This is a genomic window from Bacillus sp. FSL H8-0534 (genome assembly GCF_038005885.1).
In the GTDB taxonomy this organism is placed as follows: domain Bacteria; phylum Bacillota; class Bacilli; order Bacillales; family Bacillaceae_G; genus Bacillus_A; species Bacillus_A pseudomycoides.
In genome coordinates this window covers 5031081-5053084 of the sequence record NZ_JBBOUC010000001.1, presented here as the reverse complement: position 1 = coordinate 5053084, position 22004 = coordinate 5031081, and the positions used below count along the sequence as shown (strand labels likewise).

The window sequence follows — 22004 nt, the reverse complement described above, 5'->3', positions numbered from 1 at the left end:
GCGGTTTCATTTTCCTTCTATTATAAATATATTCTGTCATTCATTAACATATCAAAGCTTTTTCTAAACAACAAATCATTTGTATGCTTTCCCCCTATACGCTAGGTATTTCCTGTGAAAAATATTTTTTTTCAAATGATAACTTTATACAACTCGTTCCCTATCTTACAATACTTCTATAATTATAAATTTCAAGATTATGCATAAATATCATACTTTTATTATTACGCTATAAAATGTCACACTTTTCTTTCATTTGACCCTTCATTTTTAATTTTGTATACTTCCATCTAGTTATATATGTCCGTTTTGGAACAACTTAATATATAGGATGGGAGGAATTTTCATGCTTCGTTATTCTCTTTTAGTTTTATTAGGAGCATGTAGCTATGGAATTTTAGCTATCTTTGTTAAACTTGCATACGCAGAAGGTTTTTCACTTGGAGAAGTAATTGGTAGTCAATATTTGTTCGGTTGGTTTATTTTACTTGGAATTACTCTTCTTTTTTCTAGACACCGCGTTCCACTTAAACAAATGCTTATTTTATTTGTCGCTGGAACATCAGCTAGTTTTACCGGTATCTTTTATTATGCTTCACTGAAAACTGTACCGGCATCTATTGCCATTATACTATTATTCCAATTCGTTTGGGTTGGCATTATCATTGAAGCTGTAGCAACAAAAACATTACCGTCAAGAGAAAAAGTCATTTCTGTTCTCTTTTTACTTGCGGGTACATTCTTATCGAGCGGATTATTAGAAAAATCAGCAGGTGACTTCGATACAACTGGAATCATATTAGGTTTACTATCTGCTGTTACATTTGCAACCTACATTTTTGTAAGTGGTAAGGTCGCTGTCGAAGTGCCCTCATTACCAAGAGGCGTCCTCTTAATGGCTGGCGCTTTAACTTTAGTAATGGTAGTATTCCCACCAACATTTATTTTTAATGGGGCTATTTCACAAGGACTTTGGAAATACGGTTTAGGATTAGGAACATTCAGTATTGTTATTCCATCAATCGCCTTTACAATCGGAATTCCAAAAATCGGTTCCGGCCTAGCCACTATTCTTGGTGCAGCCGAATTACCTGTTACAACAATTATGTCTGTATTCGTTTTAAAAGAAGCGGTACTCTCTTCTCAATGGCTTGGTGTATCACTTATCTTGGTTGGTATTGCAATTCCACAAATTGCATATGCAATGCGCGGACGATATCGAAAACATCATACACATAAGAAAGTTGCTGCATAAGCGAAAAGAGGCTTCTCATTTGAGAAACCTCTTTTTTAGTATATCTTGTATTTATGAATTCCTTGTAAATAATAACATGTGAAAAATTTCAAAATTAATTTAAGGGATATTTTTCTCTTACAGATTCATTAAAAACACTAAACTCCTATATAATTACTAATGAATGGATTTTTTATTTTAATATACTTAAAATATAAATTGAAGTTTATCCTGAGAAAGAAGGCAAAATAGATGAAACCCATCACAAATCAATTAACAGAGAAGCTAATCTCCATCCGCCGTCATTTACATCAATATCCAGAACTATCTTATGAAGAAACAGAAACAACAAAAGCGATACAGAACTGGTTAAACGAAGCTAACATCACAATTATTAGTTCTAATTTAAAAACTGGCGTAATCGCAGAAGTTTCCGGTGATAAGAATGGACCAATTATTGTGCTCCGTGCTGATATTGATGCTCTTCCTATACATGAAGAAACTAATTTATCTTATGCTTCTAAAAATCCTGGTAAAATGCATGCATGTGGACATGATTTTCACACAGCATCTATTCTCGGCGCTGCCTACTTATTAAAAGAAAATGAATCTTCACTTAACGGAACTGTTAGATTCATATTCCAAGCTGCTGAAGAAAGCGGAGACGGAGCATGCAAAGTAATAGAAGCTGGTCATTTAGAAAACGTACAAGCCATTTTTGGTATGCACAATAAGCCCGATTTACCAGTTGGTACAATTGGTATAAAAGATGGACCACTTATGGCCGGCGTTGATCGTTTTGAGATTGAAATACAAGGAGTTGGAACACATGCAGCTGTACCTGATGCTGGTGTTGATCCAATTGTTGCCTCTTCTCAAATTGTTATGGCACTACAAACAATTGTAAGCCGAAATGTAAGCTCTTTTCATAACGCTGTCGTGAGTGTAACAAACATTCATTCAGGAAATACATGGAACGTTATCCCTGAAAAAGCAACTTTAGAAGGAACCGTTCGTACATTCCAACCTGAAACACGCCAAAGAATACCAGAACTGATGGAACGTATTATTAAAGGGGTTTCTGATGCACTAGGTGTTGAAACGAAATTGCATTGGTATCCAGGTCCTCCTGCCGTTCATAACGATATAAAACTTACAGAATTATCTACCCATATTGCTCAAGTAATGGGCCTCCAAATTATTTCACCAAAACCTTCTATGGCAGGAGAAGATTTTTCATTTTATCAACAAAACATACCTGGTTCATTCGTCTTTATGGGAACAGCTGGGACACAAGAATGGCATCACCCTGCTTTTACATTAGATGAAGGAGCATTACCTATAAGCGCACAATATTTTGCTTTATTAGCTCAAGAAGCTATTAACAAATTACGATAAAAAAGCCGTTAAGATCATTCTTCTTAACGGTTTTTCCATCTATTATTATGTTAAATCGCGCTTTGAAAATACAGTATAGGAAATACCTAGGAAAACAAGTAAATAAATCATCAGAATACAAGAGGCAAATGGGAATGTTATCCCTGAAACTAAGCTTCCATGTTGTAATATTCCATATAAATCTGTATTTGCCGGTAATAAAAATTTCATCCATTCATATCTAGATGCTGGCATTAAAATGATTCCACCAGATAATGCCACAAATAAAGAAATACCTATTGCACCCCCACTTGATCTTGTTAGAACAGAAATCATAAAAGCAAGTGCTGCATACACAAGAGTTGGTAGCCATTCTAATAGATAATACTGGCTCACATCACCAAAGATATTCCGCTCAATAATACTACCATTTTGTACAATAAATTCCGTCCATGCTGGCTGTTGAAACTTATAAATAACAAACCCACATAACAGTGAGAAAAGCATATTAAATATAAATAGTAATCCAGAAAAAATAACAATCGCAACATATTTCGCTGTTAAAATTTTAAATCGATTCGCCGGGCGAATCATTAAGAATTTATAAGTTCCCCAGTTGTACTCATTTGCAAAAATTGTACTAGCATATACAAGAATAAATGGTAATAAAATCGGAAAAACAATTAATCCGGTATCTCTCATAAAAGTTAGAGGTGAAGCATCTGCAGGTGGTGTATTCGTATCTAAGTGCTTCATTTTAAGCTGATACTCTTTAACAAGCTCATCTCCTGATTTTTGATTGATAATATCCTGTTTTGTACTCCCAAGTTTTTTTTCAATTTCTGCCGTTCGCTCCGTATACTCTGTTTTCCAATCTCCTGATAAAGACGGAAAGTATTTAACAGAAACCCATCCTAAACCAATAACTAAAATTGCAATAACAACAAACGGTATCATTGTTCGCTTTCGCTTAAAGATTTTATACAGTTCGTTATAAACTAAATTAAACAATATCCTTGCCTCCTGTTAATTCTAAAAACTTCTCTTCTAATGTTTTTCTTTCTTCATAAACACGATAAATACGAATACTTTTTTCTGTTAATGTACGAATCACATTTGGAATTTCTTCATTTTCCACAGTAAGAATCAATTCATTATCTTGAATTACAGCATCATACGTTAAAAGATCCGCTGCCCGCTTCACATCATCAACACGTATATGAATCGTCTCCATTTCCAAACTTCCATCTCGTTGAATACTTTGCGTCGTTACATATTCTCCATGTTGAATGATAATGACGCGATCACACATTAATTCAACTTCAGATAATAAATGACTCGATACAAGAACGGCCTTTCCTTGTTCATGTGCAATTTTCTTTATATACATACGCATCTCATGGATACCATTTGGATCTAACCCATTTGTTGGTTCATCTAAAATAAGTACATCCGGGTTATGTATAAGTGCTTGTGCAATTCCTAAGCGTTGCCTCATACCAAGTGAATATGCTTTTACTTTTCGGTCAATAACCTGTCCCATACCTAGTAATTGGACAACTTCATCAATACGGTCTTCTGTAACGTTACTATTCATACGCCCAAAATATGTCAAATTTTCATAACCACTTAAAAAAGGATAGAATTCTGGATTTTCGATTACAGCACCAATTTTTGCAGCTGTACTTTCAAATTGCTGTTTTACAGATTGACCATCTATCCAGACTTCACCTTCCGTCATGCGAATCATACCAACCATCATTCGCATTAATGTTGTTTTCCCGGCACCGTTTGGCCCTAATAAACCAACAACTTCGCCTTTCTTTACTTCAAAACTTATATTTTCTACTAATGTCTTTGAGCCGATTCGCTTTGTTAGTTGTTCTACTCTCACTATAGATTGTTTATTTACCATTTTATACAACCTTTCTCTCTAACACTTTTTTCAGTTCTTTACACTGTATCATGATTATTTTCTGCTGTAAAACGAACAAAAAGACATGATGCCTCATGCCTTTTCCTCGACTTTATTTAATTGTTCATATTTAAATTCTTGAATAAATTTATAACATTGCCATATTGATAATAAGATGATTATAACGATCAACACTGTCGTTACTGATACTGCGTATAACGTAATCGGTGCGCTATTTATTCCATGAACTCCTATTAACTTTATAAAAATCACTGTAAATAATTTCAAAAACAGCATCCCATGAATAAAACCAAAAAGAATCGCTCCACCGTAAATCAAAAACTGCTCCTGACATAACAAACAAAATATTTTTCTTTTTTTCATACCGGCAGTTTCATACAACAGTAATTCTTGTTTCCTATTTTTTAAAAATCTTTTTGTCATTTTGTATGCAACAGCAGTGCATACAAAAAACAACAGTACTTCCCCATAATATAGTGTAGCTAACAAAAACGGTATATGCTGTATTTTTTCTATTACCGCTTCATTAGATCGGATAGATATAATGAAAAAATATAGCATTGTACTCATTGCAATCCATATAAATTGCTTTAATCGTTGGGCAGCATAGTTTTGTATATTTTTCTTTGCTAACCGAAATAAAGACATAATTGATTCCCCTACCTTACTTCTTAACGTCCAGTATTCCATACTACTAGTGTATAAAAATATGACTTTTTTAACATCGAACTACAATCGGAGTCTCTACTAGGTCTTAAGTCGCAGAAAAATGACTTTATGTCTAAGGTTACATTGAAATAGAAGAATTCCCATAAAAATCTAATATATTAATATTGGGGGATTAAATGAAAAAAACACTACTTCTCAGCATCATTTTATTGAGTACTTCTCTTAGTAGTTGCGGCGTCCAACAAAATATAAACTCGTACACAACTGTAAAACCATATAATTTATCAGAAAAAGAAACTGCGCTTTTGCAATTATTACCCTTACAACAAGGACATGTCTCTTTTTATGAAGTTACCATTCCTCATAAACAAGCTGAAATATTTACAAATATTGAATATTACCAGAATGGAGAAAAGGTAAAAGATATGGGTGGGTTTTCTTCTTCCGACTTTAAAGACAAAAAAATAAGATTAGCCGTTGGTCAACAAATGTTTCAACATACGAACAACGAGACTTGGCAATGGTTCATGGGTATTGACGATAGTTCAATGACTGTTTCTGAAAATAGCTTACCTAATATTAATGGGTCTGCATTTGAAGAAATTAGCAGCTCTAAAAAAATAGAATATAATAAAAGAACAGTTCTTGCTGCTTGGATAAAAACAAATAAAAATCATATATCTTCACTCTCTATAGAAGATGAAAGCTCACGCCAACGATTAATTCAAGAAAATGAACATGTCTACTTATTCATTATTGAAATAAAAAGAGGAGATGCATCACAATAGCATCTCCTCTTTTATCACATTTCTGTCACCTTACTTATCATTTTCAACTTCAATTCGTTTTTTTTCTCTCGCAATTTTTAAAAACTCTAACAGCTCAGGATTACTATTTGTTTTCCGATATGCTACTGACATTTCAGCTACAAATTTAGAATCAAATATTGCCTTGTACACCACTTCTGTTTTATATAACTTATTTGCCGATACCGGAATAACGGTTATACCAATTCCTGCAGCTACAAGCCCCATAACGGTTTGATACTCTGTTGCCTCTTGCACAATGTGTGGACTAAATCCAGCATTCCTGCATAACGATAAAATTGTATCGTATAACGCAGGCCAAACGGGTCTTGTTATAAATACAAATGGTTCATCTTGCAAATCTTCAATATGAATTTCTTCTTTCTCTGCTAATGGATGCGCTTTTGGTAAACATAGTGTACACGAAAGCTTTTGAATTGGTTCTAATTCTAGTAATTGTGTATTAATTGGTGGACGTAAAAATCCAACATCAATACGATTATCATGGAGCGCATGAACTTGATCCGGTGTCGATAATTCATGCAGTGCAACAGATACTCTTGGAAACTTCTTTCGATACTCCCTAACAATAGACGGTAAAATATCATATATCGCTGCCCCTACAAATCCAATTGAAAGTGATCCAACTTCTCCCCTTTGTGCACTTTGCGCGACTTCTACTGCCTTCTCAATTTGATCAAATGCTTTTTTCACTTCTTTTAAAAACATCTCTCCTGCTTCTGTCATCTCAACTTTCCGCTTCGTTCTTGAAAATAATGTAACTCCCATCTCTTTCTCTAATTGCTGAATTTGTTGACTTAGCGGTGGCTGTGTCATTTGTAAGCGAGCAGCTGCTCGTCCAAAATGTAGCTCTTCTGCTACAACAACAAAATATTGCAAATGCCGTAATTCCATTTGAGATCCCCTTTTCGATTAATATGTATAATAAATTAATAACATATAATTTATATATTAGACAAATATTTTGAAAGGACGTATAGTAGAAATTGTTAATTCTTTTTACAATTTTTATGAAAAAAATCGAAAGCGGTGTTACTGTATGAAATGGTGGAAATTAAGCGGACAAATCTTACTATTATTTTGTTTCGCTTGGACAGGTGAATGGATCACAAAGCAGGCACACCTCCTAATTCCAGGAAGTATTATCGGAATTTTTTTATTATTAATGTCATTAAAATTTAACTTGGTGAAAAAAGAGTGGATTCAAGACGGAGCGGATTTTTTATTAAAAGAACTTATTTTATTTTTTATTCCTTCTGCCGTCGCTGTTATCCGCTACAAAGATACATTATCACAATATGGTATCGATCTCATTTTGATTATCATGATTAGTACCCTTTGTGTAACACTCGTCACTGGAATCTTAACAGAACTGCTATTAAAGCGGAAAGGATCAGCACAATGATCGGCTTTTTTTGTTTACTATTAACACTATTAACATATTGGATTTCTAAGAAACTATATCAACGCTGGAATTGGAGTATACTTTCACCGCTTCTCGTTTGTCCAATTGTTTTAATCGTGTTATTACTTGGACTAGATACATCTTATGAAACATACGATTCTGGTGGCCATTGGTTAACTGAACTATTAAAACCAGCAACCGTAGCTTTTGCATGGCCCATCTATAAATACTTTGATTTATTAAAAAAACATGCGAGTGCAATTTTAATTAACGTTATTGTCGGTTCATTATTATCTGTTATTACTTCAGCTCTTCTAGCAGATGCTTTTCACATTGATTCATCACTAGAACATAGCTTAGCACCGCACATTGTCACAACACCAATTGCCATGGCAATCTCAGAAATGATTGGCGGTATGTCACAATTAACAGCCGTATTCGTTGTACTTACAGCACTAACTGGAGCACTCTTAGGCCCTTCTCTTATTCGCATATGCCGTATTAAAACCGCCATCGCGAAAGGTATTATGCTAGGTACTAGTGCAAACGGTACCGGTACTTCAAAAGCATTCGAAATCGGACCAGTGGAAGGTACAATTGCAAGTTTATCCATGCTTCTAACAGCTGGCGCAAGTTTAGTCATTGTACCACTTTTCTTATCCTGGTTACATTAAACAACACTATACTCTTATTTTATTTATCCCGATCAATCGGGCTTTGAATAAAAATAAATCATTACAAGAAAAAGAATAGGAACTGTAGTATAACGCTACAATTTCTATCCTTTTCTTAATTCCCTTCTCTCCTACACAAACATAACTATGACTGTGTAATTTTATTTGAAACAAGTAATTTTTCAATACATATAGGCAACATATCTAATAGCGTTTCAAATGCGTAATTTATGTCCAGACGTTCTGTCCATTGATGTGCATCTTTTCCTACTGGTCCCATATTTAATACTGGAACATCAAACTCTTCTAACTCCTGGAGCGGAATTGAATAGCCTTTATCCCATAATGGCATATTTTCTACAAGTGAGCTCATTGAATCAACTGGATACTGTAAGCCTACATAGCTTAAATCTGAAATTCCTCCAAAATAATTTTGATTTTTAAATGTAATTCCATGATTGTAGTGAGCATATCTTTCCATTTCCCTAACTACTTCTTTAATTAAAGGATTGTGACGTGAACTCACAGCTGGATAGTACGGTGGGGCAAAGAAAAGCACAATCATTGGTGCCTTTTCTTTACATAAAATAGCTAATTTATCAACTAAATCAATTGTTACCGCACGATCATCTTTATCTTCTCTATTTTTTATAACAGTAGATTGAATATCAGCTATTTTTTCTTGCCCATGTTGTTCAATTGCATAAGCGATAAGCTCTTCATACGTTAATACATTTACTTTAAGATTAGGCGGTATGAACGGATTATACTTAGAAAAACGATATGCTCGCTTCTCATACGAGTCTTCGATTTTTTCTGCTACTTTCGTTACTTTTTGATGTAACAACGAAATTACATCTGTCATCGTTTTTTCTAGTAAAAATAAATTAAACAATGTGACTGCACGATGAGGAATTTGTACAGAATAATCCTCCTTTAAGTCTCTTTGAAACAAATTAGTTGGTGGAGGGCTCGCTTCGCCTTCTACAATATCACAAAGTTCCGTATTCAATTCTAATTCAGCTGTTAATAATGAAGCCATATAATTAGCATTTAATCCCGCAAAAGGTTCGCCTACATGTGTTTCCTTTCCATAACAAAAGAAACCAGGTAACACCTTACCAATAGAACCCGTGTAAATATACTTATTTTGATCACCAGGATGACGCGTAAACATAGGCTCTGAATTTAAAACCGTTTTATATTCTAGGTTATGTTCTTTTGCTAAATCTAATAATCTTGGAACAGCAGCTCTCATTCCTACAGAGTTCACTTCTTCATCTGGAACAGCTAATAAAAGGACATTTCCGTCAAACTTCCCTTCACAAGCTTGCTCAACCATTGCGATTTGCAAAGCTAGACCACATTTCATATCCATTGTTCCTCTACCAAATAGCCAATCCCCTTTTTCTATATCTTCACGTACATGATTCGGTAGCTCATCTTTATGAGAATAAAACATAGATGTTAATTTTTTAGGGCTAAATGCATCCGCTTTCCACCCCCCATAATCTTGCACATCTACAACATCAAAGTGACTAACAAGAATTACTGTATTTTTTGTATTATTATTTTTCTTTACTAGAGCAGTAACAAAATATCGTCCATCCCCCGTCGGATTTTTTTGCACATGATTGGAATTTTGTTTGAAATAATCTAGATCCGTTAGTTGGCCAACAACAAAATCTGGCAATATAATCTCAGCTTCCGAGCCAGTAATACTAGGAATTTCAACAAGATCGCTTAATAATTGAACCAATTGTTCTTTTGATTGCCATTTTGACATATAAATCCCCCTATTTTTCCACATAATGAAATTCATTTCCACTATATGAATCAAAAAATGACGACAGACTATCAAAATTATTATTCCGATGTTCTGCCGATTTTTATTGATATTTCATTAGCCGCTTGTTTGACCTTACTAATAAGAAAAGATAGTCGATCATCGTTAATACGATGATTAATTAATCCAATACTTAGTGCTCCTACTACTTTATGATTAAATCCTATAATAGATGCAGCTACTGAAGCTGTTCCTTCTGTTTTCTCACCATAACTCACAGCATATCCTTCATTTCTTATCATTGCGAGTTGATCAAAAAGCATTTGCTTTTGTTCTGGTAAAGAAGAAAGTAACTGTTCTACAATGTATTCCATTTCATTTGTTTTCATATTGGCAAGCATCGTTTTATTTGCGGCGCCAATCGAAAGAGGAATCTGTTCCCCTAAGTTATCGATAACTCGAATTTTTAAAGGGCTATCCATTCTTTCAATAATAATAGAATGTGTTCCATTTGGAATGTTCAAGTAAACACTTTCTTCAACTTCAAAGGCCAAACGCTTCATCACTTCTCTTGCAACAGATCTGTAGTCTACCTTCTCTAATTGACGTAACCCTATTTCCATCCACATTGGTCCAGTTGTATACTGTTTTGTTTCTGAAACTTGCGTAACTAATCCATGCTCCATTAGAGAGTTAAGTAACCTATGTACTGTACTAACTGGGAGATGTGTTCTATCAGCTATATCAGAAATAGCCCAATATTCTTTGTCATTTATAGAATTCAATAACTTAATAATACTTATTGCTCGATCAATGGATTGTACCATAACTCGCCTCAACTTTACTTGTAATATGTTAGTAGCCTTAATTAACTATCAATTTAACAAAAATTCAAACTGAAATCAATTTAATTATCGAATTTTCTAAAAATAAAAACAACAACTTCTCGGATACAACACTCTTCTAATGTTTCTCCTTCTTCTTGTCCACCACTTGGTACTGACCACCTTTTCGGTTCCTCTTTCTTACCCTGTAATACCATCAAAATTTCATTTTTTTCATTCACACATATAGCTGCTGTTCCAATCCATCTTTTCATGTGTCTCTTCTCCCATACCTAATATTCTTTCTTACCCTGTTCTTCTCCTTGAAAATAGAGGAAAATGCTGAATTTGTAACGAAAGGTTATATCAACTTCAAAGACAACTTATTCCTAGAAATTCAAGCGGAAGGATGAGAGTATGATTTCTAAATATGTTGTGGAGTGTGTTTTTTGTGAAGAAAACCGAAAATCTCGGCAAGCAACTGTCACCGTGTCTGCCACTTCTCATACACTTGCCATTCAAAAAGTAAGAGATGAATGCAAACGCCGCTTTGGAAAAACACTGCTATTACAAACCGAAATTACAGAAGAATTATTTTTACACAAAAAAGAAAGCTGACCATACATTGGTCAGCTTTCTTCATCCGATCATATTTTCACATGAAGATTAGGGGCATCCTCTTTAAGGATCGGGATTTCCCCATTATGTACGCTCCATAATGGGCATCGAACAATATATTTCTATACAATCAAACATTGAATAGAATAGGGCAAAACTTGTTCGCATTTTTAGAAAAGGGATAGGGATATAATACTAGTAATGCGTCGAATACTCGGACGCTACACTCATTATATTATAGTAAATCCTTTTATATGGGAAATATGAATTACTTACATAATTCATACGTAAAACATATTAATCCATCATTTTATATTTTTAACATTACGAAATAATAGCATTGCCAACATCGCCCCAATTAATGCAAGTGTCATATCCCACTGTGTGTCCCAAACATCTCCTTGTGTTCCAAGGAATGCTTCTACTCCTGTCCCCGTTAATTTTGCAACTGCAAACTCTAACAACTCATATAATGCACTAAATGCTAAACAAACTGATATTACAAGTAGTTCTAGCCATCCTTTTTTTTGAATCTCAACTACCTTTATAAGTACTTCCCGTGTTAATAATGCTGGAACAAAGCCTTGCATAAAATGCCCAACACGATCATAGTAATTTCTTTCTAAATCATAAGCATCGCGTAGCCAATTGAATAATGGTACTTCTGCATATGTATAATGGCCTCCAATGAGCAATATCAACATATGAATCCAAATCCATACGTATGTGAACGTTGTAAATCGAAAACGTCGATATGTAATCATTAAAATGAGTACTAAAATAGCTGCAGGTGCGACCTCTAAAACCCATGTAAAAGAATCCTTTGGATATATTCCTGATATAAGTAATGCAATCCAAAAACCTACACATAACAATTTATGAAAATGAGCAGACACACCTCTTCCCCCCAGTACTTTATTTCTTATTCCATTAATAACATACATCCAGCTAAAACAGGTGTCATGATCATCGAAAACCTCAAAATAATACGAGGTGCATAATTTGTAAACTTCGCGCCTATATATGCCCCGAGCATTGTTCCCATTAAAACTTGTACTAATAACATGTAATCTAAATATCCTGCTGAAGTATATCCAACTCCTCCACCAATTGCAATTGGTAAAATAACAAGCATTGTAGTCCCTACTGACTGATGAATTGATAAGCCTAGTAATACCATTAATCCTAGTTGAATGAAAGGTGCTGAACCAATTCCAAATGCTCCTGCTAATATCCCAGTTGCAATTCCTAACATAGCTCCTTTTCCTAATACATATGGAGATAACTGATCTGATAAACTAGCAGACAACTCTTTTTGATTTTGCACAAAAAACAAACGAACTAACATGCATATCGCTGATAAAAATAACATACCAGCCGTAAACCAATGAAGGAGCTGTGCAGGAATCCCAGCACCAATTTTAGATCCAACATATGATCCAAGCGCACCAAATCCTCCTACAACACAGCCAATTTTCATGACAACATTTCTTTCTCGATAATGACTTATCACTCCAGAAAGTGTTGTAAATGCCATTGCTGTTAATGATGTCGCGAGCGCTATGTGAATTGGCACATGAAATACGAGAGTGAGCACTGCAATAATAAACCCAGCTCCACCTGCTCCAACAAACCCTAATAAAATCCCCATTAGAAACATTGTAATAATAATAGCCACTTTCTTTCCCCTCCAATGGCTCTATTATCTTATATATTTCTTTTTTAGCAAATAAAAAAGCATCCACATAGGATGCTTTTCACTATTTTTCTATATTCATTATATGTACTCTGTTAATCTTGATTAATTAAAATGACTGCTGGCCCAGATACTACCACTCCAGCGACTTCAATTTTTTCAAATTCTTTAACTGTAATAGATATAACCCCTTCTCTTTCCATCAATTCCTTACTCAAGGCTTCAGTTGGTATTTTTTTCACCGTCTTACCTCCTTTTCATTCTTGTTACCTTATATCAGTAATATCTTGTCATGAATCTGGCATGTAAGATTATGAAATTGTTCCAATGCATCCATATATACACTCCCCCTGCCATTTTCATTCCTTATTCCATAAAGAATATACGATTCCTTTTTGTAGCATATTGAAAAAAAATAAAAAAGCATCCTGTACGGATGCTTTCATCAGTTTGATTCATTTCCTCAAAACGCCTTGTCTCAGTTGGTTTTCCTAACAATTGTACAATCTCTTTCTTAGGTTTTCCCACTAGTTTATGTTTCGTTAGAAGATCATCTATCATATATACTCGTTTCCGTTCATCTTTTAGCCATCTATCTGTTTGAAACTTTGAATTATACTCATTTACACCTAGTTGTACGATACAAATACTGAATAATACCGCTCCCACAATTGTAATACTTTTAAATATGCCCTTATTATTACCACCAGAAAAATGAAAAACGATCCACTGAAGAGCCAGTAAAAGAATAAACGGAATTGATACCACTAAAATACTCACAGTATTATAAGACGAATGAGTCATGCCAATGATGAATATGAAAGCGATACATATAAACAAATATAAAAAAACATAAACATACAATGTTGCCCGTAATAAAAAATCTCTATACGCTCCCAATGAAAAATCACCTTTATCACATCAGATTTTTTACAACTTCACTTCTCCCATACATTCAATCATTTCTTTTATCCCTTGTAATTCTTGCACTGTATATAGTACTTTCCCTTCCAATCTTTCCTTTCTAAAATACGTAACAAGTTGCTCTCTATCCTTCAACCTCGGAAGTACTTCATTGGAAAGATCGATCATTTCATTTCCACTTCCATTTGTCTCATTGCCGAAATATACAGTGGGCTTAACTTCTTCTTTTAGAGCTTGCGAATGAACCTCTTTCAAGTAATCATATACAATTGTTGAAAGATGTTTTGCTTTATAAACGGGGTTTCCTACGTTTTCTACCATTAGAGTCATTGAATCTCCCTTTTTCATAAAAACAAATGTCTCTTCCTTCTCATATTCATTTTGATACTTACCAATCTCATCAATCATAAATGAATATACCCCTGCATTTTCTTTCGTCAATCCGTGTATCATTCTTCCTTGCCATTCTGTTGTCTCAATTACATATATTCCGGTTGTCGATAACAATATATGATCAACTCGAGTATTCCCCATTTTATTTCCTCTTCTACTATGTACTTTGGGAAGAAATATATTTGGAATAATATGTAGTTCGTCTTCAGTTATGATTCCTTCCTGAACAAATCCCCGTTTCATATAATGTAATATTTCATGCGTATTCATTTCTTCACCATTTCTAGAATACGCTCTTAATTCTGTAATTAGATCTTGTAACATATGTATCTCATTACTGTGTTTCTGTTGCATTTCACTACGCTCTTTACTATGCTGCATCGCTAATTGATTCTTCATCACTCTCATGTTTTCTACTTCTCTAGCTGCACTCTCTTTTAAATTATTGTACTTTTTACGCTCTATGTTTTTTAATGTCTCCTGCTTTTCTTCATAATCCGCTACAGCTGCAGCCATCTCACTCTGATAGTTTTCTATTGACTTTGTCTTTTCAAATTCCACTTGTTGGTTTTCTGATTCTAACTGTTTATTCTTATAAAACAATACAAATACTCCAGCTAATAAAGCTAAAATTACACATATAAGTACATATTCCATCTTTTTTCTCCTTTATGGCTTAGTAAAATATTACCTAAACTTTTAAAATCAATTTTATTCTATTATACTACGTATTAAAATAACTCTCTGTAAAATTTGGATATACTTTTCACAGATAGCGATGGGTATCTCTCGGAATATAGCAAATGGTTTAACAAATATGTTGAAATTGAAGTTGATAGAATACATATTGAATTTTTAAAAGTAGAGTAAAAATATCGATAATCAGATATGATAGTATAAAAAAGCCTTCAGGAAAACCTTGTTCTCGCAGTTTTTCCTGAAGACCTCTTATATTTTGAAGTAAATATATATTTTAATTTATAATTCTTTGCCTTACTACATTTAGACCTGATTATTTACTATAATCCATTTTCTTTCCATATTCCTATATCTTTTTGAAAAGAATATACTCAATAATTGAATCATAAAATAAGCTTTAAACTGTAATACCTCCATACTTTTTATTTTTCAATATACACCGAACGTACAATCGTACGAGTATAAGCTTTACCTTCTGAGTTAATACCTTTAATATCAATCGTCACATTATATACATCTGACTTTTTAATATGATTCAAAAGGCCTGTGAATGCAGCCTCATCTAACCTTTGCAACTGATTCGATTGCGATACTAAATTCCCTTCTCGATCAACAACTCGGACAGTGAAAGAAAGATCCTCTTGTTTTCCTAGTTCTTTAGTAGATTGTTTCAATTGAAATTCAACTTTATCAGCTTTGATTTTCCCTGGCATTTTCAAAGTAAACGGTGCTTTTTGTTTATAATCACTAACAATCATATAAGCATCTTTTGCATGTGCTGTCATTAGTTTAACATGCCATTCCCCTATTTCCATTCGATTTATTTTAAATGTCCGAATAGACGCACCCTTAAAGTAGGAAGTTTCATCTCCTATCGTGACCTTACTATCTTCGTTTGTATATACTTTTCCCGACGGAGAAATAAGTTGTATTTTCACTTCTGAAGATGCTGTTAACACCGAGACAACGCCCTCTGTTTTTGTATCTACAGCAAACGTTTGATCAATCCATTTATTCTGTATTAGTTCTCCACCTAAAACGGTTTGATTAGAAGTAGTATTTAAATCATTAACAAGTTCTCTAGCATTATTATTTGAAGTATAAGGAACGAACGTGGCGGTAGAAGTACGTAAATACGGTTCAATTCGAGAAAACACCGCCGAACCTTTTCGTATATCATCATGATCAAATCTAGAATCGGTAAATAAGTGTGTTCCATAAGGTAATTTTGCACTCCATTCATTCACTAATCCATCATTGGAGCCATACGCGGAAAGGTATAGCCCACCTAAAGATAGAGCAGAGAAAGCCGGTCCCCAACTTGTACCTGCAACTGTATAGTAACGATTTAATTTAACATTTGGATTGTTATCTATTACAGAACGAAATTGTGCCATTTCACCTGTTTGTAAAGAATAAGTGCCATCGTCTCTTTGTCCGAGTAATGAAGCCAGCCAACCAGCCCACCAACTATACGATAAGTCTGCTAAATTTGATCCATAATGCGGCGAAGCCAGTGTAATGACTTTTCCTACAAAACGATTCGCACCATATTGAATGAGTGCTGCTTGAGTGTCAATTCCACCTTTACTATGAGCCACAATATTCACTTTTTTACCAAAATGATTATAAATCTCTTCTAGCTTTGCAGCCAACAATTTGCCATTATCCCACTGACTTGCAGATCCCTTCCCAGCTGCATCATATAGTTGAACAAACACAGTTTGATATCCTGCACGATAAGCATAATCATACATATCGTTTGCATCGTGATAAACTGTTTTTCCATACCAACTATCCGCACTTCCATTTCTCCCTTGCACAAAAACAATAGGTGGCCTATTTTCATCATAATTTAAAGGCTTCTCACCTAAAAACCAATCTCCTGGATTGAATGTTTCTTTCGGTGGAAGCATCTCCCTATAAATTGGCGTAGCATTGGTCTCAGCAGTTGCAATACCACCAACAGAAGTAACCAGTAAAATGAATGCAGCAATCAACACCATACATCTTTTAAACAACGCTTGCATAATACTCCCTCCTTTTTTAGAAAGATGACGCAGAGTTTATAGATTGCTATGCTGTTGCAATACAATAACTGCTATTATTTCCAAATCTCATTTTCTTCTAAAGTTTCTAAGATTCATATTTATTCCATTAATAAGTATGATAATTTGACAGCATCGTCTTATTCTTTATAAACGATATTCTTCCTACGCTCCTTAATTCCTTTCATTCATCAATAGTACAAATGTTTCTCAACAACAAACTTACAGATTTTATCGGTAATAATACTGAGTTAAGAAAACCCACTAGAAAAAGAAGTTATAATTTGTATGATGAAGATTTTATATTAGTTGGAGATGATTTAGAAGTTGGTGTATGTATTGAAAGAACAGAATATCATTACGAATTCAGTATGTGAGGCGTAACAGAAATTACAGCAATGTGATCATTTTTAAAAGAATAAAAAAGAGGCCTTCAAAACCTTAATACTACAAGGCTTTCTGAAGGCTTCCTTTATTCTGAAGTAAATACATATTGTAATATAACCCTTGCTTACTCAGTAACTCTTGATGTGTTCCTCTTTCTATAATTTCTCCATCATGCATAACAAAGATTTGGTCAGAATCTTGAATAGTAGATAAGCGATGTGCAATCGCAATTGTTGTTCTACCTTTTCGCATACGCTGCAACGCTGTTTGAATGGCCTCTTCCGTTTCTGTATCAATATTGGCCGTTGCTTCATCTAATACCAATACTTTCGGATTTGTCGCAATCGTTCTAGCAAACGCGATGAGTTGCCTTTGTCCACTTGAGAATGCCGCTCCCCTTTCTACTACTTCTGTATCATACTGTTCTGGTAACTTTTCAATAAACGTATTTGCTTGAACAAAACGTGCTGCTTCTTTTATTTCTTCATCCGTAATACTTTCATTATACATGCGAATGTTTTGTTTCACATTTCCGGCAAACAAGAAGGCATCTTGCAATACGAGCCCAATTCTCTTTCGAATTTCCTTCTCTTCAAACTTTTCTAAGTTTACACCGTCTATTAAAATATGACCCGCTTTAATATCATAAAACCGCATCAACAAGTTCATAATTGTACTTTTCCCACTTCCGGTATGCCCAACAAAAGCAACTGTTTGCCCAGGTTTTACATGAAAAGATACATTTTTTAAAACATCACGTTTTCCGTCGTATGAAAATGTAACATCTTTAAATTCAATTTCTCCTTCATGTACTTTCGGCTCTCCATTCCCTTGTTGAACAGGCGCTAAATCTTTTTCATCCATCAAATGAAAAACACGTGATGAAGAAACAAGTGCTTGTTGGAAGAAAGATAATTTCATCATCATTTCATTTACAGGTTGGAAAAAACGATGAATATAGTTAACAAAAGCATATAATACCCCAACTTCAACTGGACTATTCAAAGCGTCAATTCCAAATAATGCGAGCACCAATGCAATCGCCACAATATGAACAAGATCTGTTGCCGGTCGTAAAAACAATGCATCTAATTTTAACGTACGGCGCCCAGCACTGTAATGCTTATTATTCACTTCTTCAAATTCTTTTCGCATCCGTTTTTCTTGACGAAACACTTGCACAATGTTCATCCCTTGAATCGATTCATTAAGCCTTGCATTTAAAATACTTAATTGATTGCGAAGTTCTAAATAAAAAACAGAGCTTTTCCTTCGATACATGGTCATAATCGTCAACATAATTGGTATTAATAAAAGAGAAAACAATGTAAGTTTCACATTAAGTAAAAACATAGCCACTAAAATTCCAATTAAAAACACTACATTTTTTACAAATGTTGATAACACACTCACATAGAAATCTTTAATTGCTTCTGTATCATTTGTTATACGAGATACGAGAGTACCAATTGGTGTACGGTCAAAAAAGCTTAATGACAACCGTTGTACATGTTCATACACTTCCACTCGCATATCTTGCACAATTTTGAAAGCTATATTTTGGAAATATAATAAATTTAAATACGTAAATAAAACCTTTAATAAATGAGCAATCATATATACAACAAATAAGGTTACAAGTGCTGATTGTTCAAAGTTACGGGGAACTAAATGTTCATCAAGAAACTGTTTAATTAAAAACGGACCCATCATTTCTGTAACAGTTGCACCAACTAGAAATAGAAATGCTAGTGACAATAAGCCTTTATATGGTTTCATATAAGAAAGTAATCGCCATAAATCGCTTCTTTTTTTCTCAGCCATTATATGCCTCCCTTCTCAACTAACGCTTCTAACTGCTGGCTTTCATACATCTCTTTATACCAACCTTCTTGCCTCATTAGTTGTTCATGTGTACCACGCTCTACAATTTTTCCTTCATCAACAACAAGAATAAGATTTGCATGTTGAATGGCACTTAACCGATGTGCTGTAATAATCGTTGTTTTTTGCTCTCTTTCTCGTTTCAGCGCTGTTAAAATTGTTTCTTCTGTCTTTGCATCAACTGCTGATAAACAATCATCTAAAATTAAAATTTCAGCATTCGTTAGTAAAGCACGTGCAATAGAAATCCTTTGTTTTTGCCCACCTGATAAAGACACTCCTCGTTCCCCTACTACCGTATCGTATCCTTCTGGAAATTGAACAATATCATCATGAATACAAGCAATATCAGCAGCACATGCAATTTCTTTATATGTAGCATCAGCCTTTCCAAATGCAATATTTTCCCCTATACTTGCTGAAAATAGGAAATGGTCTTGAGGAACATACGAAATAGCAGATCGAACGCCATGCAGCGTCATATCACGAATATCTTTCCCACCAACTTGCAGCGATCCATTAAAATGATCATATTCCCTGATTAAACATTTTAACAATGTCGTTTTCCCTGCACCAGTGCGGCCAACAATACCTAATGTTTCACCCTTTTTCAGTGTGAAATGAATATCTTCTAAATGGAGAGTTTCATTTTTCTTATAGGAAAATGTATCAATTGCAAACGTTATATCACCGCTTGCCTCTTTATGTACCGCTCCATCTTTGTTCACAACATCTGAAGTTTGAGATAATATTTTTTCCACACGGTCATATGAAGCACGACCACGTTCCATAATATTAAACAGCCAACCAAATGCGAGCATCGGCCAAACAAGCGTCCCTAAATATGTTGTAAATGTAATTAACTCACCAACTGTCAGTTCTCCGCGAACAACTAATAGTGATCCATAGCACACAGCGATTAAGAATGAAAAACCGACAATAAGAGAAATTGTTGGATCAAATAATGAATCGATACGCGCAACTAACATATTTTTATGCACAACATCTTCTGACTTTTTTCGGAATGCTTGCAAATCTTCCTTTTCTTGACCAATTGAGCGAATCACCTTCATTCCACTCATACTTTCTTGTACTTTATCATTGATCTCAGAAAACGCTTGCTGTGCTTTATGAAAACGTCTGTGTAATAAAGTACCATAATAATTAGTTGAAATCGCTACAATCGGCATTGGGATTAAACTTAACAATGTTAACTTCCAACTAATCGTAAACCCCATAGCCACTAGCACGCATCCACCTACGGCTAACGAATCAACAAGCGTCAAAACGCCCGCTCCAGCTGTCTGTTGGATTGCTTGAATATCATTCGTTGCATGGGCCATTAAGTCCCCTGTACGATGTGATTGATAAAAAGATGGACTCATGTTTGTAAAATGTTCATATAATTTCTTTCGTAATTGGCGCGCGAGCTTTAAAGAAGACCCAAAAATCATAATACGCCATATGTAACGTAATATATACATTGTAATCCCGACAACTACTAAAAGAACAACCCATTGTAACAACTTTTCAGATGTTAGCGTTTGGTTATTAATTTGGTCTACAACAACTCCAATTACTTTTGGTGCAACAAGCTCAAGAAGTGCTACACCAAATAACAAAATAATTCCCGTTATGTACGCCCGTTTTTCTTGTTTAAAAAACCACGCTAAATTAAAAAATACCTTCATTATATCCCCCTCCCTTGAAATGAGCGATGTTTTCAGTTTATCAAAAATACAGAATTTTTAAAAGTTTTAAACACTAAAGTTTTCCAAAAGAAAAGGACACTCTTATCGAGTGCCCCCTTTAGCGCTTATTTCATTTGTTGTTTGTTCATTGCGCTCATCATTTGATTGATTTTCTTTTGGGATGGTTTTTGTCCCATTTGCATCATCATCATTTTTAACATTTGTTCATTGATTGGTGGATTTTTTTGTAAGTAATTCATCATATATTTGCGGGCGATGAAAAATCCTAACGCCACGCCTGCTACTAGTGCTAATACGCCCACTAGAACAACTACCCAAATTGACATATATTTTCCTCCTTCATGTTGTCTACCTTACAGTGTACTAAAACCTTTTCAATAAGACAAGATTGTATTCGACATTTTTTACACATATGTTCGTGCTTGTTTCAGAGGATTTAACCAACCATACTTTTTATTTTCATAATCCATTGCTAAAAATGTCAATTCGCATTTCCTGAGAACCTCAAAGAAAGTCGTTTCCATCGACACATTTCCGGATGTACTCATTTGAATATATTGTGATTTCACCGTTATTTCGCCGTATTCTGCCCCAGTATAAAGCATGTGCGTATGATGTGTTCTATTATACTTCCCAAAACTACGTAAAACCTGTTCTAATTTATGGTGAATTCTCATTACTTGTAATGGTGTCGTAATATACATCATCTGCTTATATAACACTTTCTTTTCCGAAAGGGAATCAGATTCTGAAAATCGAGCAAATAAATCGAAAAACAAATACTCCCGACCAAAGTATGCCTTCGCAACATCTTCTTGAATTAAATACAATTCATACGTTTTCATACTTTCCCTCCCGCTCTGGACAACCTTTTCTCTTCATTATATAGAAGAAAATATGCAATGATTGTC

22 protein-coding genes and 2 pseudogenes are annotated in these 22004 nt (G+C 34.4%); 7 read left to right on the top strand and 17 right to left on the bottom strand.

Going from position 1 to position 22004, the window contains the following annotated elements; translation table 11 throughout:
- Positions 1-346 precede the first annotated feature (346 nt).
- Together MHH71_RS25920 and MHH71_RS25915 are read left to right on the top strand one after the other, a co-directional pair.
- Positions 347-1255, top strand: a complete 909-nt coding sequence (locus MHH71_RS25920) for an EamA family transporter (protein WP_018765307.1) — start codon at positions 347-349, stop codon at positions 1253-1255.
- Positions 1256-1486: 231 nt separating this feature from the next.
- Positions 1487-2632, top strand: coding sequence for a M20 peptidase aminoacylase family protein (locus MHH71_RS25915; protein ID WP_006095617.1), 1146 nt, complete (start codon positions 1487-1489; stop codon positions 2630-2632).
- Between the two features lie 45 nt (positions 2633-2677).
- On the opposite strand, the gene MHH71_RS25910 is transcribed toward MHH71_RS25915, so the two are convergent.
- From MHH71_RS25910 to MHH71_RS25900, 3 genes are all read right to left on the bottom strand, one after another.
- The gene (locus MHH71_RS25910) at positions 2678-3622 is read right to left on the bottom strand and encodes an ABC transporter permease (RefSeq protein ID WP_033799040.1); all 945 of its coding nucleotides are present in this window, start codon (positions 3620-3622) and stop codon (positions 2678-2680) included.
- Positions 3615-4526: an ABC transporter ATP-binding protein gene (locus MHH71_RS25905; protein ID WP_003199178.1), complete on the bottom strand. Its 912-nt coding sequence runs from the start codon at positions 4524-4526 to the stop codon at positions 3615-3617. Before MHH71_RS25905 ends, MHH71_RS25910 begins: the two co-directional genes overlap by 8 nt.
- Before the next feature lie 93 nt (positions 4527-4619).
- Entirely contained in the window at positions 4620-5195 is a 576-nt protein-coding gene (locus tag MHH71_RS25900; protein ID WP_033799039.1) for an FtsX-like permease family protein, read from the bottom strand.
- Positions 5196-5392: 197 nt separating this feature from the next.
- On the opposite strand from MHH71_RS25900, the gene MHH71_RS25895 reads away from it, so the two are divergent.
- Positions 5393-6004, top strand: a complete 612-nt coding sequence (locus MHH71_RS25895) for a hypothetical protein (RefSeq protein ID WP_006095614.1) — start codon at positions 5393-5395, stop codon at positions 6002-6004.
- A 30-nt stretch (positions 6005-6034) separates the two neighbouring features.
- On the opposite strand, the gene alsR is transcribed toward MHH71_RS25895, so the two are convergent.
- Positions 6035-6937, bottom strand: a complete 903-nt coding sequence (alsR, locus tag MHH71_RS25890; protein ID WP_006095613.1) for an acetoin biosynthesis transcriptional regulator AlsR — start codon at positions 6935-6937, stop codon at positions 6035-6037.
- A gap of 145 nt (positions 6938-7082) precedes the next feature.
- Here alsR and MHH71_RS25885 point away from each other — a divergent pair, with 145 nt between their 5' ends.
- Together MHH71_RS25885 and MHH71_RS25880 are read left to right on the top strand one after the other, a co-directional pair.
- Entirely contained in the window at positions 7083-7448 is a 366-nt protein-coding gene (locus MHH71_RS25885; RefSeq protein ID WP_006095612.1) for a CidA/LrgA family holin-like protein, read from the top strand.
- Positions 7445-8122, top strand: coding sequence for an LrgB family protein (locus MHH71_RS25880; protein ID WP_033796326.1), 678 nt, complete (start codon positions 7445-7447; stop codon positions 8120-8122). The genes MHH71_RS25885 and MHH71_RS25880 overlap by 4 nt, the downstream gene beginning before the upstream one ends.
- A gap of 145 nt (positions 8123-8267) precedes the next feature.
- On the opposite strand, the gene MHH71_RS25875 is transcribed toward MHH71_RS25880, so the two are convergent.
- The 3 genes and pseudogenes from MHH71_RS25875 to MHH71_RS25865 all read right to left on the bottom strand — a co-directional run.
- Positions 8268-9908, bottom strand: coding sequence for a M20/M25/M40 family metallo-hydrolase (locus MHH71_RS25875; protein ID WP_033799038.1), 1641 nt, complete (start codon positions 9906-9908; stop codon positions 8268-8270).
- 80 nt (positions 9909-9988) lie between these two features.
- Positions 9989-10735, bottom strand: a complete 747-nt coding sequence (locus MHH71_RS25870; protein WP_018765299.1) for an IclR family transcriptional regulator — start codon at positions 10733-10735, stop codon at positions 9989-9991.
- A gap of 113 nt (positions 10736-10848) precedes the next feature.
- Positions 10849-11007: pseudogene (locus MHH71_RS25865) on the bottom strand (NUDIX hydrolase); the annotation flags it as partial.
- A 142-nt stretch (positions 11008-11149) separates the two neighbouring features.
- Between MHH71_RS25865 and MHH71_RS25860 the strand changes: the two are divergent.
- Positions 11150-11350 carry a DUF3903 domain-containing protein gene (locus tag MHH71_RS25860; protein WP_016115767.1) on the top strand — a complete coding sequence of 67 codons (201 nt, stop codon included), beginning with the start codon at positions 11150-11152 and terminating at the stop codon, positions 11348-11350.
- A gap of 305 nt (positions 11351-11655) precedes the next feature.
- On the opposite strand, the gene MHH71_RS25855 is transcribed toward MHH71_RS25860, so the two are convergent.
- From MHH71_RS25855 to MHH71_RS25830, 6 genes are all read right to left on the bottom strand, one after another.
- Entirely contained in the window at positions 11656-12246 is a 591-nt protein-coding gene (locus MHH71_RS25855; RefSeq protein WP_006095609.1) for a DUF2238 domain-containing protein, read from the bottom strand.
- Positions 12247-12272: 26 nt separating this feature from the next.
- The gene (locus tag MHH71_RS25850; RefSeq protein ID WP_006095608.1) at positions 12273-13028 is read right to left on the bottom strand and encodes a sulfite exporter TauE/SafE family protein; all 756 of its coding nucleotides are present in this window, start codon (positions 13026-13028) and stop codon (positions 12273-12275) included.
- Positions 13029-13141: 113 nt separating this feature from the next.
- Positions 13142-13288 carry a BC1881 family protein gene (locus MHH71_RS25845; RefSeq protein WP_003199195.1) on the bottom strand — a complete coding sequence of 49 codons (147 nt, stop codon included), beginning with the start codon at positions 13286-13288 and terminating at the stop codon, positions 13142-13144.
- 124 nt (positions 13289-13412) lie between these two features.
- Positions 13413-13946: a hypothetical protein gene (locus tag MHH71_RS25840; RefSeq protein ID WP_018781458.1), complete on the bottom strand. Its 534-nt coding sequence runs from the start codon at positions 13944-13946 to the stop codon at positions 13413-13415.
- Between the two features lie 30 nt (positions 13947-13976).
- Positions 13977-15020 (bottom strand): nuclease-related domain-containing protein, encoded by a 1044-nt coding sequence (locus tag MHH71_RS25835; RefSeq protein ID WP_003199202.1) that lies wholly within the window; start codon positions 15018-15020, stop codon positions 13977-13979.
- 464 nt (positions 15021-15484) lie between these two features.
- Positions 15485-17092, bottom strand: coding sequence for an esterase/lipase family protein (locus MHH71_RS25830; protein ID WP_033799037.1), 1608 nt, complete (start codon positions 17090-17092; stop codon positions 15485-15487).
- 314 nt (positions 17093-17406) lie between these two features.
- Here MHH71_RS25830 and MHH71_RS30705 point away from each other — a divergent pair.
- A pseudogene (locus tag MHH71_RS30705) lies at positions 17407-17487 on the top strand (YxiF family protein); the annotation flags it as partial.
- A gap of 70 nt (positions 17488-17557) precedes the next feature.
- Here MHH71_RS30705 and MHH71_RS25825 read toward each other — a convergent pair.
- From MHH71_RS25825 to sirA, 4 genes are all read right to left on the bottom strand, one after another.
- Positions 17558-19321: an ABC transporter ATP-binding protein gene (locus MHH71_RS25825; RefSeq protein ID WP_006095603.1), complete on the bottom strand. Its 1764-nt coding sequence runs from the start codon at positions 19319-19321 to the stop codon at positions 17558-17560.
- On the bottom strand, positions 19321-21072 hold the full coding sequence (locus MHH71_RS25820; protein ID WP_003207989.1) for an ABC transporter transmembrane domain-containing protein: 1752 nt from the start codon (positions 21070-21072) through the stop codon (positions 19321-19323). The genes MHH71_RS25825 and MHH71_RS25820 overlap by 1 nt, the downstream gene beginning before the upstream one ends.
- A gap of 125 nt (positions 21073-21197) precedes the next feature.
- Positions 21198-21419, bottom strand: a complete 222-nt coding sequence (locus MHH71_RS25815) for a YneF family protein (RefSeq protein WP_003199214.1) — start codon at positions 21417-21419, stop codon at positions 21198-21200.
- A 78-nt stretch (positions 21420-21497) separates the two neighbouring features.
- Positions 21498-21938, bottom strand: coding sequence for a sporulation inhibitor of replication protein SirA (gene sirA, locus MHH71_RS25810; RefSeq protein WP_003199216.1), 441 nt, complete (start codon positions 21936-21938; stop codon positions 21498-21500).
- Between the last annotated feature and the right edge of the window lie 66 nt (positions 21939-22004).